Source organism: Streptomyces sp. NPDC029138 (assembly GCF_055564375.1).
Genome location: NZ_JBVHWM010000003.1, coordinates 83,038 through 97,580 on the forward strand (window position 1 = coordinate 83,038; position 14,543 = coordinate 97,580).

Below are 14,543 nucleotides of genomic sequence, written 5' to 3' on the forward strand. Positions count from 1 at the left end.
TACAGACCAATCGAGCAACATGAGCGTGAACTCTCACGGCCCGCGGGACCGCGCTGTACGGTCTCGGCAGGAGGTCCGGCATCGCGCGCACGGCCGTCGTGACGGCTTCGGCGGACGGCCGCGCCGTGTTGAGAGATGGTGGAGGTAGGCGGCGAAGGCGTCGGAGAGTCGGGTGTGAGCGCGGTAGAACAAGGGGAGTCGGCACGGGGGACGGCGTGCCGTGCGGACGGGCGAAGGCGGTGCGTGGCATGAGTGCACCCGAGGCTCCGGCGACGGAGAGCGGCGAACCGGCGCGTGGGCCGGTGCCTCCGGGCGGCCTGCTCGACGTCCTGGGCGTGGCGTCGGTGGTGCTCGACACCAACGGCCGGATCGTCCTGTGGAGCCCGCAGGCGGAGGAGCTGTTCGGCTACACCGCGCAGGAGGCCCTCGGCCAGTACGCCGCCCGGCTGATGGTCCACGAACGGCACATCCAGCTGGTCGGCAAGCTCTTCGCCGACGTGATGCGCACCGGGCAGAGCTGGGCCGGCGGCTTCCCGGTCCGGCACAAGGACGGCAGCACCCGTCTGGTGGAGTTCCGCAACATGCGGCTGATGGACGACCAGGGGGACGTGTACGCGCTCGGGCTCGCCGCCGACCAGTCGACCGTACGGCGGCTGGAGCAGGACGTGGCGTTGTCCGAGCGGATGGTGAAGCAGTCACCCATCGGCTATGCCGTCCTGGACATCGAGCTGCGGTTCGTCTCGGTCAACCCGGCCCTGGAGAAGATGAACGGGGTGCCGGCCGCCGGACACGTGGGCCGGACGCTGCACGAGGTGCTGCCGAGGCTGGACGCCGAGTCCCTGGAGGCCGCCGCCCGGCGGGTGCTGGAGACGGGCGTACCGGTGATCGACGCCACGCTCATCGGCCGCACCCCCGCCGACCCGGACGCGGACCACACCTGGTCGCACTCGCTGTACCGGCTGGAGGACGCCATGGGCAACGTGCTCGGGGTGGCGGTCTCGATGGCCGACATCACCGAGCAGCACCGGGCCTCGGTGGAGAGGGAGGCCGCGCGGCGCCGGCTCGCGGTCATCGCGGACGCCTCCGCCCGGATCGGTACGACGCTGGAGCTGGAGCGCACCGCCTGCGAGCTGGCCGAGGTCGCCGTGCCGGAACTGGCGGACGTGGCCGCCGTGGACCTGCTGGAGGCGGTGGCCGAGGGCCGGCGCAGCACCCTGGGTCCCTCGGAGTCCGCGGTGATCCGGGCCCTCGCGGTCCGTCCGGCGGAGGGCTCGGAGGCGGTGCTGGCCGCCGACCCGCCCGGCCAGATCGCCCGGTACGCGCCCGACCGCCTGGTCACCGAGTGCGTGCGCAGCGGCGACGCGGTGCTGGTGCCGCAGGTGAAGGACGAGGACCTGCCGCGCATCGCCCGCTCCCCCGAGGCGGCTGTGCTGCTCGGCCAGGCGGGTCTGCACTCGTATCTCGCGGTGCCGCTGATCGCGCGCGGCGAGGTGCTGGGCGCGCTCGACCTGAAACGGACCCGCAATCCGGCGCCCTTCGACGAGGACGACGTCCTGCTGGCGCGAGAGCTGGCCGCCCGCGCGGCCGTGCAGATCGACAACGCGCGCTGGTACCAGAACGCCCGCAACACCGCGCTCACCCTGCAACGCAGCCTGCTGCCCAGCCATCCGCCGGTCACCACGGGTCTGGAGGTGGCCTCCCGCTACCAGCCGGCGGGCGCCACCAGCGAGGTCGGCGGGGACTGGTTCGACGTGATCCCGCTGGAGGGGGACAAGACCGCGCTCGTCGTCGGTGACGTGATGGGCAGCGGCATCAGCGCCGCCGCCACGATGGGCCGGCTGCGCACCGCGACGACCACCCTGGCCGCCCTCGATCTCGACCCGGCCCGGCTGCTGGAGCACCTGGACAAGACGACGTCGGCTCTGAACCACTCGATCGCGACCTGCGTGTACGCCGTCCACGACCCGCATCTGCGGCAGTGCCGGATCGCCAACGCCGGCCATCTGCCGCCGGTCCGGGTACGGCCCGGACGCCCGGCGGAGCTGCTCGACCTGCCCACCGGGGTGCCGCTGGGGGTCGGCGGAGTCGGCTTCTCCACCGTCACGGTCGACTTCGAACCGGGCGACGAGCTGGTGTTCTACACCGACGGACTGGTGGAGACCCGCCGGCACTCGCTGGACGAGCGCCTCGCCTCTCTGCTGTCCCTGCTCGACGACCCGGCCCGCCCGCTGGAGGAGGCCTGCGACCTCCTGCTGCGCACGCTGCACCACCCGGACAACCACGACGACGTGGCCCTGCTCATCGCCCGGGCCCAGGAGCTGCCGTAGCGGCTCCTGCGACCTCGGGATTCAGCGGCGCACGACGGGTTCCCGCTCCATACGGACGAGCTTCTCGGGATTGCGCACGGAGTGGACGCGGGCCGCCTTCGCGGCGCCCGCGGTGGGCCGCGGCATCGCCCGCTCGATGCCGCCACCGCCGCTCAGGGCCACGCGGGCCGCGGGCCCGAGCCGTACTCCTCGCGTTACCTCGCGGGGGTCGTCCCGGGCAGAGCACGGGCACTGCCGGTCCCGCCGGACCGGGAGGCTAGGGACGTACGCCGATCACCACGTGCGCGTACAGGTCCTCGCTCACCGCCAGACGGGTCGTCAGGCCCGCGTCCGCGAAGGCCCGTACGGCGGCCGGTGCCTGGCGTTCGCTGGTCTCGGTCAGCAGACAGCCGCCGGGGGTGAGCCACTCGGATGCTCCGGCGGCCACCCGGCGCAGCACGTCGAGTCCGTCGGCGCCGCCGTCCAGCGCCACCAGGGGCTCGTGCTCGCGGGCCTCCGCCGGCAGCAGGGGCACGTCGGCGGTGGGTACGTAGGGCACGTTGGCGGTCAGGACACCCACCCGGCCGCGCAGTCCGGCGGGCAGGGCGTCGTACAGGTCGCCCTGATGGGCCCGGCCGCCGTACGCGGCGAGATTGCGGCGGGCACAGCGCACGGCGGCCGGGTCGATGTCGGCGGCGTGCACCTCGGCCCCGTGCAGTGCGGCGGCCAGCGCCGCGCCGAGCGCGCCGGAACCACAGCACAGGTCCACGACGACGGTCGCGTCCGGTACGGCGGCCAGCGCCTGGTCGACCAGGAACTCGGTACGGCGGCGGGGAACGAACACCCCTGGTTCCACGGTGACGCGCAGTCCGTGGAACTCGGCCCAGCCGAGGACCTGTTCGAGCGGCAGCCCGGCGGCGCGCCGGTCCACCATGTCTGCCGCCTCCTCGGGTGTGCGAGCGGTGGCGAGGATCAACTCGGCCTCGTCCTCGGCGAAGACGCACCCTGCGGCGCGCAACGCGGAGACGACGGCGGACGGGGAGAACGGTACGGGAGTGGGCATGAAAGCCGAGAGCCTTTCGGGAGCGCGAAGCCTTCAGGGCGCTCCCGCGGTCACCGGTGCCGGTGTACCGCGCCGTCACGAGGAGAGAGCACCCCAGCCGACACAGCGGTAATGGGTCTCACCTCCTCGTCATCGGAGCCGCGGGCGTCCGCGGCCGGACGGTCACCTTACCGCACGGTCCCCGACGGGCCCTCGGGGACGCCTGGTTCAGACGCCGACCGTCTCCTCGACCTCTTCCTCGGCCTCCTGCGCGGCCTCCTCCTCGGCGGCCCGCCGGGCCTTCCGTTCGGGCTCGGACACGGCGGGTGCGGCGTCGGTCCCGGGGTGCGCGGCTTCCTGGCGGGCGGCGCGGGTGCGTTCGTACAGGCCCGCCACCGTGGTCACCAGGACGCCGGCCAGCAGCCAGGCCACCAGGGTCCACACGGTGCGGGCGAGGCCGTCGTCGCCGAAGTAGAGCAGGCTGCGGGCGCCCTCGACGAAGCCGGCGCCGTTCCAGAAGGCGTGCAGCGTGCCGAAGAAGCCGTTCTGCAACTCGGGCCGGAACAGGCCGCCGGAGCTGGTGAAGTTCAGCATGACGAACAGCACCATCATGGTGAGCGTGGTCCACCGCTTCAGGAACGTGTGCAGACCGACGCCGATGAGGAGGATGCCCGCCGAGTACAGCCAGGCCATCCCCCAGACGCCCGCGAGGTCGTGGTGGGCGAGGTGGAACACCGGCCCGGCGAGCAGCGCGCCGATGCCGCCGACGACGGCGGAGACACCGAGCGCGAGCAGCGCCCGCACCCGCATCGCGAGGGCGGCGCCCGCGGCGCCGAGCGCGGCGACCGAGGCGTAGGAGCCGATGCTGACCGCGACCAGCAGGAAGAACAGGCCCTGGCCGGTGGGGTCGTCGGCGACCGGGGCGGCCACGTCGGTGACCTTGAGCGGGACGCCCTCCTGGGCGGCGACGGGAGTGAAGACCTTCTCGACGGCCGTGGCACCCATGTCGGACGCGGCGGTCGCCACCAGCAGCTCGGGCTCCTTGGCGCTCGGCACATAGGCGCCGGTCACATCGCGGGACTTGAGCAGGTGGACGGCGTCGGCCCGGGTGGCGACCGTGCGGACGTCGAGCTTGTCCCCCGCAGTGTCCTTGACCGTGTGCGCGAAGACCTTCGCCTTCGGGGCGGTGCCGACGACGGCGACCGGCAGGTGGTGCGGCTCGGGGGTGACGAACGCCCCCATGTACGCGAGCCCCATGCCTATGCACATCAGCAGCGGGGTGATCAGGTGCGTGAGCACATGGCGCAGTGCCGGTGACCTCATCGTGCGCGGCCTCCAAAAGGTTGGCTTATACAACTCTAACTTCAAGTTGTACTATACAACTAGAACGCCGGAGGAGGTATTCCCGTGAGCGCAGCGGAGTCGGCCGTCGAGACGATCCAGCGCGAGATGACCATCTTCGCCCGCCGGGCCCGAGCCTCGGCGGGCCGCATGCACCCCGAGCTGTCGCTGGTGTCGTACACCCTGCTCGGCCACCTGGAGGAGAGCGGCGGCTGCCGGGCGACGGACCTGGCGGCCCACTACGCCCTGGACAAGTCCACGGTGAGCCGCCAGGTGGCGGCGCTGGAGCGGGCCGGGCTGATCGAGCGCCGACTGGACCCGGAGGACCACCGGGTCCAGGTGCTGCATCTGACGGAGGCCGGCCAGGAGATCCTGGCCCAGGTCACCCGCAGCCGCCGGGCCGCGTTCCGGGAACGGCTCGCGGACTGGCCGGAGGAGGACCTGGTGCGGTTCGCGGCCTATCTGGAGCGGTACAACGCGGGTCCGGGCGGCGCGGCCCCGGACTGAGGCAGCGGCCCGTGCCCTGGGGGCGGCGCCGGATCACGGCACCGGTACCGCCGCTCGGTCGTCCGCCGGCCGCCGCGGCGCCCGGGCGGCGAGGAACGCCGTACGGCGGCGCAGCCGGAAGCCCAGGGACTCGTACAGCCGGATGGCGTTCGTGTTCTGGGCACCGGTGTGCAGGAACGGCGTCTCCCCGCGCTCCCGGATGCCGTGCGCGACCGCGAGGATCAGGCGGGTGGCCAGGCCCTCGCCCCGGAACGCGGGGTCGGTGCAGACCGCGCTGATCTCCGTCCAGCCCGGCGGGTGCAGCCGCTCCCCCGCCATGGCGATCAGCGCGCCCTCGCGTCGGATGCCGAGGTAGGTGCCGAGTTCCACGGTGCGGGGCAGGAACGGCCCCGGCTGGGTCCGCGCCACCAGGTCCAGCATCTCGGGCACGTCCGCCGGGCCGAGGCGGACCGCCTCCGGGTCCGGCGCCGCGGCGAGGCCGTTGTCCACGAACTGCACGCCCTCGACCCGGAAGGTGATCTCCCAGCCCTGCGGGACCTCCCCGCGGAAGCCGGGCAGCGGGACCTCGGCGCCGGGACCGGCCAGCGCGGCGAGGTCCGCCCAGTCCCGCGCGTCCGGTTCGTCGGGCAGGGCCAGCCACGGGGACACGTCGACCGGATAGCGCAGCACCCGGCCGCGCCGCTCGGCGAAGCGGGCGTGCGGGCCGGTCAGGGAGGCGAGCGCCGGGTTGTCGAGGACGTGCGGGACACCGGCGAGGGCCGGGCCGGGGACGTCCGGGCTGCTCACGGCACTCATCCGGCCACCTCGGTCACGGTCCTGGAGACATGGGCCTGGGGCATCCTCGTTTCCTCACTTCTCTCGCGCGTCACCGGCGCACCGGAGCCGGCACTGAGCGGCAAGGAGCGGCGCCGGACCGGTATTCCCGGCCACGGACAGAGTTCATACGGCTGCAATGACGCGCGATGAGCCGCGATGCGGCGCGACGAGGCACCATGAGCCGCGCGTACGAGGCGCCATGAGCCGCGCGTACCGGGGCGCCTGGCCGGGGGCCGGAGCACCCCGGCCGACACCGTACGGTTGAACCATGAACGTCACGCGAGGCTTCACGGGTCGCCCGCGCGTCCACAACCCGGGATTGCCGCCCGGGCAGTACGACGCGCGCGACGACTGGCCCGTCCTGTCCGCCGAGGTCACCCCGGACCTCGCCCCCGCCAACTGGTCCTTCCGCATCGACGGGTTGGTCGAGCGCCCGCACACCTGGGACTGGGACGGCGCGCACGCTCTGCCGGCGTCGGCGTACGACGGCGACATCCACTGTGTGACCGGCTGGTCGAAGTTCGGCGTGCGGTTCGGCGGCGTCTCGCTGGACGCCTTTTTCCATGTGGTGCGCCCCCATGGGTCCGCCACACATGCCGTCGCCCATTCCCACACGGGCTACACCGCCAACCTGCCGCTCGCCGACCTCACCGGCGGACGGGCCTGGATCGTCTGGGAGTACGACGGCGCACCGCTGCCGCCCGAGCACGGCGGCCCGGCGCGGCTGCTGGTGCCCCACCTGTACTTCTGGAAGAGCGCCAAGTGGATCGCGGGCATCACACTCCTCGACCACGACGAGCCGGGCTTCTGGGAGCGCAACGGCTACCACGCGCGCGGCAACCCGTGGGAGGAGCAGCGGTACTCCGGTGACTGAGACGACGACTTCCGCGACCCGGTTCGCGGTGCCCGGGCGGATCGCCGTGAGCGAGCAGGCGGCGGCGGTGTGGCAGACCGCCACCCTGACGGAGATCCGGCGCGAGACACCGCACGCGGCCACGTTCCGGCTGGCGGTGCCGGAGTGGGCGGGGCATCTGCCGGGCCAGCACCTGATGCTGCGGCTGACCGCCGCCGACGGTTATGTGGCGCAGCGCCACTATTCGATCGCGTCGGCACCGGACGGCTCCGGGCACATCGAACTGACCCTGGACCGGGTGCCGGACGGCGAGGTCTCCGGCTGGTTCCACACCGTGGCCCGGCCCGGTGACACGGTCCAGGTGCGGGGCCCGCTCAGCGGCTTCTTCGCCTGGCCGGGCGACCGGCCCGCGCTGCTGCTCGGGGCCGGTTCCGGGGTCGTACCGCTGATGTCGATGGTGCGGCACCACCGGGCACGCGGCCTGACCGTCCCGCTGCGGATGCTGGTGTCGGCGCGGAGCCCCGAAGAGCTGATCTACGCGTCCGAGCTGGGCGCGGAGACGACGCCCGTGTTCACCCGCAGTGCTCCGACCGGGGTACCGGTGGGACGTATGACGGCCGCACATGTGGCGCCGCTCCTGGCCGAGCAGCCCCTCGGTGGGTGGGAGGCCTATGTGTGCGGGTCCAACGGTTTCGCCGAACACGCGTCCCGCCTGCTGGTGGCGGCCGGCCAGCCGGTGGACCGGATCCGGATCGAGCGATTCGGCTGACCCCGAGGGGCCGGCCGAGGTGGTCCGAGGCGGAGCGGGCCGGCGACACCGAGCGGTTCGACTGCAAACCCGAGCGGAGGGGCTGACACCGAGCGGTTCGACTGAAAGCCCGAGCTGAGTGGCTGACACCGAGCGCGCCGGGCGAGACCGAGCGCACTGCCCGGATCAAGCGGTTCCGCCGAGACCCAGCGGTTCCGCCGAGACCCAGCGGTTCCGCCGAGACACAGCGGTTCGGCCGAGACCCAGCGGCTTGGCCGAGCGCCCGGGTCGCGCCGCGGAGCACCGCGCGCGATCGTGGGGCGCATGGCGTGTGCCGTGCGCCATATGGGCTGGAACTCGCGGTTCGCGGCATGCGCGAGGTGCGCCGAACGGGGTACGAGACGGGTGTGGACGCTCGTGCCCGTGAGCGGCGGGGGCGGTGGACCGGCGACCCGGCTCCTCCCGCTCCCCGGCTCCGGCGGTGGCGAGGAGGTGGACATGCGTACCCGGGTGCGTGGCTGGCGCTGGCGGCGCAATCCGCTGCGGCGCCGGTCGGACGTCGTGGAGGCCTGGACGGTGCTGGTGGTCGCCGTCCTGATGTTCGTGGTCGCCCCCGTGGTCGGGGTGGCCGCGGGCCTGCACGCGCACGATCAGGCCCGGGCGCTCGCCGCGGCCCAGCGGGCCGAACGCCATCAGGTGCGGGCCGTGGTGGTCGGCGGCACGTCCCAGCGGCTGACCGAGGCGCAGCGGACCGAATCGCAGAGCGATCACCGGCAGCCCTACCGCGCCCAGGTCCGCTGGACCGAGCCGGACACGGGGGTCCGGACGGCGTGGGCCCGGGTGCCGGCCGGGACGCGCTCCGGGGAGCCGGTGTCGGTGTGGTTCGACTCCCGGGGCCGTAGTGTGGCGCCGCCTCCGGACGACGTCGCGGTGTGGCAGCACGCCGTCACCGTGGGGCTGTGCGCGGCGGGCGGCACGGCGACCGTCGTCTTCCTCGGGCACGCGATCGAGCGTCGGATCGCCCTGCGGCACCGGCTGGCCGAGTGGGAGCGGGAGTGGGCCCGGACAGGGCCGCGGTGGACCCAGCCGCGCGCCTGACGGCCCGCCGCCAGGCGTGGGCGGCCGGGTGACCCGACCACTGAGAGCGTCGAACGTCACCCGCCCACCCCATGGAGCAAGCGCTTACTCATCTCCCGGCCAGCCGCGATGACCCCTGCGGAGAAGCGACCGGACCCGGGCCACGCCCCCATCTGACGCTGGCGAGTCATCCGATCACCCACGTACGGTGAGGCGAAGCGGTCTCCCTTCACAAAGGCGGTTGTTGATGGCCCTGTTCGATCTGCCCCTCGACGAACTCCGCGCGTACCGCAGCGAGTCCACCGAGCCGGAGGACTTCGACGCCTTCTGGGACAAGACGCTCCAGCAGGCCCACGAGCACGATCTGGACGCGCGCTTCGAGCCGGTGGAGACCGGTCTGTCCACGGTCGAGGTGTACGACGTGACGTTCGCCGGGTTCGGCGGTCACCCCGTCAAGGGCTGGCTGCGGCTGCCGGCCGGGGTGACGGAACCGCTCCCGCTGGTCGTGGAGTTCATCGGCTACGGCGGCGGGCGCGGCCTGCCGCACGAGAACCTGCTGTGGGCGTCGACGGGCCGGGCGCACTTCGCGATGGACACCCGGGGACAGGGCAGCGCCTGGGGCGGCGGAGGCGGCACGCCGGACCCGGTGGGTGCGGCGCCCGCGTACCCCGGGTTCATGACGCGGGGCATCGACGCACCGGAGAACTACTACTACCGCCGGGTGTTCACGGACGCCGTGCGCGCGGTCGAGGCGGCCCGTTCCCACCCGCTGACCGACCCGGCGCGGACGGCGGTGACCGGCGGAAGCCAGGGCGGCGGCATCGCCCTGGCCGTCGGCGGACTGGTCCGGGACCTGGTGGCGGTCGCCCCGGACGTGCCGTTCCTGTGCGACTTCCCGCGCGCGACGGTCCTGACGGACCGGCACCCGTACCGGGAGATCGGCCTGTTCCTGAAGACGCACCGCGGGCGTTCGGCGGACGTGCTGCGCACGCTGTCCTACTTCGACGGGGTGCACTTCGCGGCCCGGGGCCGGGCGCCGGCCCTGTTCTCGGCGGCCCTGGAGGACCAGACGTGCCCGCCGTCGACCGTGTTCGCGGCGTTCAACGCGTGGGCGCACGAGGACAAGGCGATCGAGGTGTACGACTTCAACGACCACGAGGGCGGGGGTCCCTTCCAGGAGGCGGAGAAGGTGCGCTGGCTGCGGTCGTACGCCTGAGGGAGGGAGCCGGCGGCGCCGGTCTTTCCTCTGGTCCGACCAGTCGGTATGTTCGGAGCGCCCGGGCCGCAGTGCCGCGGCCCGGGTTCCCGGCGACGACGGAGGCCGCATGTCCGCGCACGAAGCCCAGGAGACCCGGCAGACACCGGAGACGGACGCACCGATCCACGGGCACTGCGAGCCGCGGTTCGCAGCGGTGCGGGAGGCGTTCGCGGAGAACTTCCGCGAACGCGGGGAACTCGGCGCCGCCGTGACGGTCATCGTCGGCGGGGAGACGGTGGTGGACCTCTGGGGCGGCTGGGCGGACGCGGCGCGCACCCGGCCCTGGGCGCGGGACACCGTGGTGAACGTGTGGTCGACCACCAAGGGGCCCGTGGCCCTGTGCGCGCACATCCTCGCGGACCGGGGACTGCTCGACCTGGACGCGCCGGTGGCCGCCTACTGGCCGGAATTCGCCGCCGAAGGCAAGGACAAGGTGCTGGTACGGCACCTGCTGTCGCACCGCGCCGGGCTGGCCGGGCTGCGCGAGCCGCACACCCTGGAGGAGCTGTACGACTGGGAGCTGACCACCGCGCGGCTCGCGGCCATGGCGCCCTGGTGGGAGCCCGGCACCCGGTCCGGGTATCACGCGCTGACGTACGGCTTCCTGGTCGGCGAGGTCGTGCGGCGGGTCTCGGGGCTGCGGCCGGGGGCCTTCCTGGAGCGGGAGGTGACCGGTCCGCTCGGGCTCGACTTCACGGTGGGCCTGCCGGAGCGGGACGCCGGCCGCGCGGCGGAGCTGGTGCATCCGCCGGCCGCGTCGCGCAGTGAACAGGCGGCGGTCTTCAGCCAGTTGGCTCCGGCCGCGCTGGCGGCCCTGACGAACCCCCTGGCCGGGGCGGCGGAGGCGAACAGTCCCGCCTGGCGGGCGGCGGAGATCCCGGCGGCCAACGGTCACGGCACCGCCCGGGCGGTCGCGGGGCTGTACGGCGTCTTCGCCGGGCGCGGCTCGTACGGCGGCCGGCGCATCCTGTCACCGGAGGCGGCCGAGCGGGTGCGCGAGGGCCAGGGCAGCTGCCGCGACCTGGCGCTCGGCGCCGGTTTCGAGGGCGAGACCGAGGTGGGGCTCGGGCTGTGGCTGAGCGGGCCCCAGGGGTCGTACGGCCCGAATCCGCAGGCTTTCGGCCATGACGGATTCGGTGGTTCCTGTGGGCTCGCCGACCCGGACGCGGGGGTGTCGCTGGGCTACGTCATGAACCGGATGGGGCCGCACATCGCCAATGATCCACGGAAAACGGCGCTGGTCGACGCCCTCTTCAGCGCCTTGTGAGCGTGCGGCACGGCGCTGGTGGCCGCCGTGCGCGCGGGTGGATTTCGGTCGAACCGGCAGACCGCTCTTCCGTCGTGGTTTAGACCAATGGTAAGTGTGGTCGCGCACCGAACCCGCACGGCTACGTCTTGTCACCGACAGGAGGGCGCGGCATGGCCCGCACCACCCCGCACGATCCCCCGCCCCGCGACGACCGGCCCCTGTACGGGCGGATCGCGGCGCTGCTGCTCGACGAACTGCGCGACGGCACCATTCCGCCGGGTGAACGGCTGCCGGGCGAGCGGCACTTGGCCGCGCACTACGGGGTCAGCCGGGAGACCGTCCGCCAGGCGCTGGAGGTGCTGCGCCGCAGCGGCGTGGTCGCCACCGACCGGCGGGGCAGCCACGCCACGCTGCCCGGCCGGCCGGTGGAGACGGCGGAATCGCTCACCTTCCCGGTGGGGGCGCGGTCGGCGGACACGTATGCGGTCGACCGGGCCACGGTGACCTGGGAGGAGCCGCCGCCGGAGCATGCGCGGGCGCTGGGCCTGGCCCCGCACCGGCCGACGCTGGTGCACCGCTACCGGTCGGTGACGCCGGACGGCCGGTCGCTGCGGGCGGCGGTGACGTCGTTCTCGGCGGTGGCGCTGGCCGAGGTGGCGGAGCTGGCCCGCTACCGGGAGCGTGCGGACGGGGCCACGCCCGCGCAGCTGCGGCGGGCCTACGACTGGATGCGCAAGGCGGGCCTGACCCTCCACCACCGGGACTCCATCACCCAGGTCGGCGACGCCTCCTCGGTGCGGGTGACCCGGCAGGTGCACGACCAGTACGCGCGCCCGCTGGAGATCACCGACCTGGTGGTGAACGCCGAACGGGACGCGCTGGTCTACGAGTTCACGCTGCCCGCGGCGGGCTGACCGCCGAGGGCCGCCGCGCCGGTTCTTCCGGCCACCACCAGCCGGGCGCGCGGGCTGCCGTCGGCTCGCCTGCCGAACCCGGGCAGGACGCCCAGCTCGACCGTCAGGCCCGCGCGTTCCAGCTCCCGCAGCACGGTGCTGAGCCGGAAGGTCCGGTAGTACATGACGAACGGCGGTCGCCACAGCGCGTTGCGCACCCGCATCACCGCGTCGAAGCCGAGCAGCGTCCAGAAGCCGGGGTGGGCCGGGCGGGGTGGCGCGAACACCGGGAAGGCGAAGCGGCCACCGGGTCGCAGCACCGAGCGGACCTGGGCGAAGAGCCCGGGCAGTTCGCGGGGCAGGAAGTGACCGAACGCCCCGAAGGAGACGACGAGATCGAAGGCGGACGTGAAGGGCAGGGCCCGGGCGTCGCCGCGCACCCAGGCGATCCGGGGCCCGTCGGTGGGCCGTACCCGCTGCCGGGCGATGTCGAGCATGCCGGCGCTGAAGTCGACGCCGGTGACGCTGCGGCGGCACAGTCCGGTCAGCAGCCGCGTCCCGGCGCCGGTGCCGCAGCACAGGTCGAGTCCGTCCGTGAACGGGCCGAGCGGCGCCAGCGCCTTCGCCACGGAGTCCAGGACGGCGTCGGGTGTCCGGAAGGGGGTGTGGTCGAACTTCGGCGCGAGCAGGTCGTAGCCGTGCTCCACGGACGACAGCGCCTGCACGGCCAGCTCGCGGAGCGTGGGGCCTTCGGGACCGAACATGACGTCAGCCTATGACGGCGGTGTCCCGGGACGGGCGAAAAGGGCGACGACCGGCTTCCACCGCGGGCCCGGCCGACCGCGACCCCGCGTTCAGCCGAAGGTGTCGTGGCACAGCCGCGCGATCTCCGGCGTGGTCACGCCGTCCGCCTGGCGGCACAGGTCGCGCATGTGGACGGCGGCGGGCGGCCGGGAGGCCGGACGGGGGCGCCGGACCGGGTGTCGTACCGGTGACCGGCGCTCCGGGCGGGGGTGTCGCACCGGCGGGGCGGCCGGTGCCACCGCCCGGGGAGGCGCCGCGGGCACCGGGCCGCGGCCGGTCCCGGGGCTCCGTCGCCCGGCCGCCGAGCGGGGCCCGTGGCCCGTGCGGACCAGCGCCGCGTGCCCGGACGGCGCTCCGACCGGCTCCTGGAGGACCGAGGGCCGCACCACCGTGTCGGGGGCGGGGGAGCGCCGGGGGCGGACGGCGTCGGGGGTGGGAGCGGAGCTGACGGTGGTGCAGCCGGCGACGGTCACCAGGGCCGCCACCAGCAACGGAAGAAGTCGGCGAGGCACCCGCCCACTGTGCCGCACCGCCCCCGGTCACGACCCGTTCCGTCCGCGATCACCACCCTGATGAGCGATCGGCCAGGATGACGCGACGTCGCCGCGCTGTTCCAGCACCGCGAGGACCCGCTCGCACCAGCGCAGGTTCTCCTCCTCGAAGGCGATCCCGGCCATGAGGGTGAGGTACGGCCCGACGCGGTCGGCGGTGTGCAGGAACTCCTCCTCCGTACGCCCGTCGAGCAGGCGCTCGCGCACCCGCCGGTAGCGGTCGAGCTTGCCGCGCGCCCAGCCCAGGCGCTCCTCGATCAGCTCCCGGGTGACGTCCGGGTCGCCGCCGTCCATGGCCTGGATCTTGATGAGGAGTTCGTCGCGGATCGCGGTGGGCCGCTTCGGCGGCTCGGCGGCGAACGCGCTCAGCTCGGCCCGGCCGGCCTCGGTGAGTGTGAACATCCGCTTGTTGGGCCGGCGTTCCTGCTGCACGGTGCGGGCCTGGACCAGTCCGTCCTGGGCGAGACGCTCCAGCTCGCGGTAGAGCTGCTGGGGGGTCGCGGGCCAGAAGTTCGCGAACGAGACGTCGAAGGCCTTCGACAGCTCGTAGCCCGAGGCCTCGCCCTCCAGCAGGGCGGCCAGGACGGCGTACTTGAGCGACATGTGGACAGGTTAGCAGTCGTTGATTAATCTCATCTGCACCTATTCAATTAGTTGACTACAGAGCGAGTGGGGTGAGCCGATGCGCGCGTTCCGCGAGGCGGTCGAGGCCAGGGACCTGGACGCCATCGAGGCACTGCTGGCCGAGGACGTCGTCTTCACCAGCCCGGTCGCCTTCAAGCCGTACCCGGGCAAGGCGATCACCGCGGCGGTGCTGCGCGCGGTGGTCCACGTCTTCGAGGACTTCCGGTACGTCCGGGAGATCGGCGACGCGGACGGCCCGGACCACGCGCTGGTCTTCCAGGCCCGGATCGGCGACCGGGAACTGACCGGCTGCGACTTCCTGCATGTGAACGAGGACGGCCTGATCGACGACTTCATGGTCATGGTCCGTCCGCTGTCGGGCGCGCAGGCCCTCGGCGAGGCCATGGGCGCGCGGTTCGAGCAGATCGCGAAGGAGGCCGAGGCGCGGTCGGCGTGAACCGCCGCGCTCACCGG

At 73.6% G+C, this 14,543-nt stretch carries 15 protein-coding genes; 9 read left to right on the forward strand and 6 right to left on the reverse strand.

Annotated elements, in window-relative coordinates; genetic code table 11:
* Positions 1-248: 248 nt before the first annotated feature.
* Complete coding sequence (locus ACZ4WH_RS04355) at positions 249-2,327, forward strand: SpoIIE family protein phosphatase (protein ID WP_468176457.1); 2,079 nt, start codon at positions 249-251, stop codon at positions 2,325-2,327.
* A gap of 256 nt (positions 2,328-2,583) precedes the next feature.
* Here ACZ4WH_RS04355 and ACZ4WH_RS04360 read toward each other — a convergent pair whose 3' ends face one another.
* Both ACZ4WH_RS04360 and ACZ4WH_RS04365 read right to left on the reverse strand, forming a co-directional pair.
* Positions 2,584-3,369 (reverse strand): putative protein N(5)-glutamine methyltransferase, encoded by a 786-nt coding sequence (locus ACZ4WH_RS04360; protein ID WP_468176459.1) that lies wholly within the window; start codon positions 3,367-3,369, stop codon positions 2,584-2,586.
* Positions 3,370-3,576: 207 nt separating this feature from the next.
* Positions 3,577-4,671, reverse strand: coding sequence for an ABC-2 transporter permease (locus ACZ4WH_RS04365; protein WP_468176461.1), 1,095 nt, complete (start codon positions 4,669-4,671; stop codon positions 3,577-3,579).
* An 84-nt stretch (positions 4,672-4,755) separates the two neighbouring features.
* On the opposite strand from ACZ4WH_RS04365, the gene ACZ4WH_RS04370 reads away from it, so the two are divergent.
* Positions 4,756-5,196, forward strand: a complete 441-nt coding sequence (locus tag ACZ4WH_RS04370; protein ID WP_468176463.1) for a MarR family winged helix-turn-helix transcriptional regulator — start codon at positions 4,756-4,758, stop codon at positions 5,194-5,196.
* A 33-nt stretch (positions 5,197-5,229) separates the two neighbouring features.
* Here the strand turns inward: ACZ4WH_RS04370 and ACZ4WH_RS04375 are convergent, their stop codons facing one another.
* Positions 5,230-5,991, reverse strand: a complete 762-nt coding sequence (locus tag ACZ4WH_RS04375) for a GNAT family N-acetyltransferase (RefSeq protein ID WP_468176465.1) — start codon at positions 5,989-5,991, stop codon at positions 5,230-5,232.
* 289 nt (positions 5,992-6,280) lie between these two features.
* Between ACZ4WH_RS04375 and ACZ4WH_RS04380 the strand changes: the two genes are divergently transcribed.
* The 6 genes from ACZ4WH_RS04380 (at position 6,281) to ACZ4WH_RS04405 (ending at position 12,111) form a co-directional block, all read left to right on the forward strand.
* A complete protein-coding gene (locus ACZ4WH_RS04380; protein ID WP_468176467.1) occupies positions 6,281-6,886 on the forward strand; it encodes a sulfite oxidase-like oxidoreductase in 606 nt (201 codons plus the stop codon).
* Complete coding sequence (locus ACZ4WH_RS04385) at positions 6,879-7,634, forward strand: ferredoxin reductase (RefSeq protein ID WP_468176469.1); 756 nt, start codon at positions 6,879-6,881, stop codon at positions 7,632-7,634. Before ACZ4WH_RS04380 ends, ACZ4WH_RS04385 begins: the two co-directional genes overlap by 8 nt.
* A gap of 477 nt (positions 7,635-8,111) precedes the next feature.
* Entirely contained in the window at positions 8,112-8,711 is a 600-nt protein-coding gene (locus ACZ4WH_RS04390; protein ID WP_468176471.1) for an Rv1733c family protein, read from the forward strand.
* Between the two features lie 226 nt (positions 8,712-8,937).
* The gene (locus ACZ4WH_RS04395) at positions 8,938-9,906 is read left to right on the forward strand and encodes an acetylxylan esterase (RefSeq protein WP_468176473.1); all 969 of its coding nucleotides are present in this window, start codon (positions 8,938-8,940) and stop codon (positions 9,904-9,906) included.
* A 109-nt stretch (positions 9,907-10,015) separates the two neighbouring features.
* Entirely contained in the window at positions 10,016-11,215 is a 1,200-nt protein-coding gene (locus tag ACZ4WH_RS04400; protein ID WP_468176474.1) for a serine hydrolase domain-containing protein, read from the forward strand.
* A gap of 152 nt (positions 11,216-11,367) precedes the next feature.
* Entirely contained in the window at positions 11,368-12,111 is a 744-nt protein-coding gene (locus tag ACZ4WH_RS04405; protein ID WP_468176476.1) for a GntR family transcriptional regulator, read from the forward strand.
* Here the strand turns inward: ACZ4WH_RS04405 and ACZ4WH_RS04410 are convergent.
* From ACZ4WH_RS04410 to ACZ4WH_RS04420, 3 genes are all read right to left on the reverse strand, one after another.
* Entirely contained in the window at positions 12,081-12,854 is a 774-nt protein-coding gene (locus tag ACZ4WH_RS04410; RefSeq protein WP_468176478.1) for a class I SAM-dependent methyltransferase, read from the reverse strand. The two genes, ACZ4WH_RS04405 and ACZ4WH_RS04410, sit on opposite strands and share 31 nt — an antisense overlap.
* A gap of 90 nt (positions 12,855-12,944) precedes the next feature.
* The gene (locus tag ACZ4WH_RS04415) at positions 12,945-13,406 is read right to left on the reverse strand and encodes a hypothetical protein (RefSeq protein WP_468176480.1); all 462 of its coding nucleotides are present in this window, start codon (positions 13,404-13,406) and stop codon (positions 12,945-12,947) included.
* A 27-nt stretch (positions 13,407-13,433) separates the two neighbouring features.
* The gene (locus tag ACZ4WH_RS04420; protein WP_468176482.1) at positions 13,434-14,048 is read right to left on the reverse strand and encodes a PadR family transcriptional regulator; all 615 of its coding nucleotides are present in this window, start codon (positions 14,046-14,048) and stop codon (positions 13,434-13,436) included.
* A 79-nt stretch (positions 14,049-14,127) separates the two neighbouring features.
* Between ACZ4WH_RS04420 and ACZ4WH_RS04425 the strand changes: the two genes are divergently transcribed.
* The gene (locus ACZ4WH_RS04425) at positions 14,128-14,526 is read left to right on the forward strand and encodes a nuclear transport factor 2 family protein (protein ID WP_468176484.1); all 399 of its coding nucleotides are present in this window, start codon (positions 14,128-14,130) and stop codon (positions 14,524-14,526) included.
* The last annotated feature ends 17 nt before the right edge of the window (positions 14,527-14,543 follow it).

What these genes read in the sequence shown, in the direction of transcription:
- ACZ4WH_RS04410 (WP_468176478.1), bottom strand. Translation starts at nt 12,854, where the DNA reads ATGTTCGGTCCCGAAGGCCCCACGCTCCGCGAGCTGGCCGTGCAGGCG.
- ACZ4WH_RS04395 (WP_468176473.1), top strand. Translation starts at nt 8,938, where the DNA reads ATGGCCCTGTTCGATCTGCCCCTCGACGAACTCCGCGCGTACCGCAGC.
- ACZ4WH_RS04365 (WP_468176461.1), bottom strand. Translation starts at nt 4,671, where the DNA reads ATGAGGTCACCGGCACTGCGCCATGTGCTCACGCACCTGATCACCCCG.
- ACZ4WH_RS04375 (WP_468176465.1), bottom strand. Translation starts at nt 5,991, where the DNA reads ATGAGTGCCGTGAGCAGCCCGGACGTCCCCGGCCCGGCCCTCGCCGGT.
- ACZ4WH_RS04405 (WP_468176476.1), top strand. Translation starts at nt 11,368, where the DNA reads ATGGCCCGCACCACCCCGCACGATCCCCCGCCCCGCGACGACCGGCCC.
- ACZ4WH_RS04360 (WP_468176459.1), bottom strand. Translation starts at nt 3,369, where the DNA reads ATGCCCACTCCCGTACCGTTCTCCCCGTCCGCCGTCGTCTCCGCGTTG.
- ACZ4WH_RS04380 (WP_468176467.1), top strand. Translation starts at nt 6,281, where the DNA reads ATGAACGTCACGCGAGGCTTCACGGGTCGCCCGCGCGTCCACAACCCG.
- ACZ4WH_RS04390 (WP_468176471.1), top strand. Translation starts at nt 8,112, where the DNA reads ATGCGTACCCGGGTGCGTGGCTGGCGCTGGCGGCGCAATCCGCTGCGG.
- ACZ4WH_RS04400 (WP_468176474.1), top strand. Translation starts at nt 10,016, where the DNA reads ATGTCCGCGCACGAAGCCCAGGAGACCCGGCAGACACCGGAGACGGAC.
- ACZ4WH_RS04420 (WP_468176482.1), bottom strand. Translation starts at nt 14,048, where the DNA reads ATGTCGCTCAAGTACGCCGTCCTGGCCGCCCTGCTGGAGGGCGAGGCC.
- ACZ4WH_RS04355 (WP_468176457.1), top strand. Translation starts at nt 249, where the DNA reads ATGAGTGCACCCGAGGCTCCGGCGACGGAGAGCGGCGAACCGGCGCGT.
- ACZ4WH_RS04425 (WP_468176484.1), top strand. Translation starts at nt 14,128, where the DNA reads ATGCGCGCGTTCCGCGAGGCGGTCGAGGCCAGGGACCTGGACGCCATC.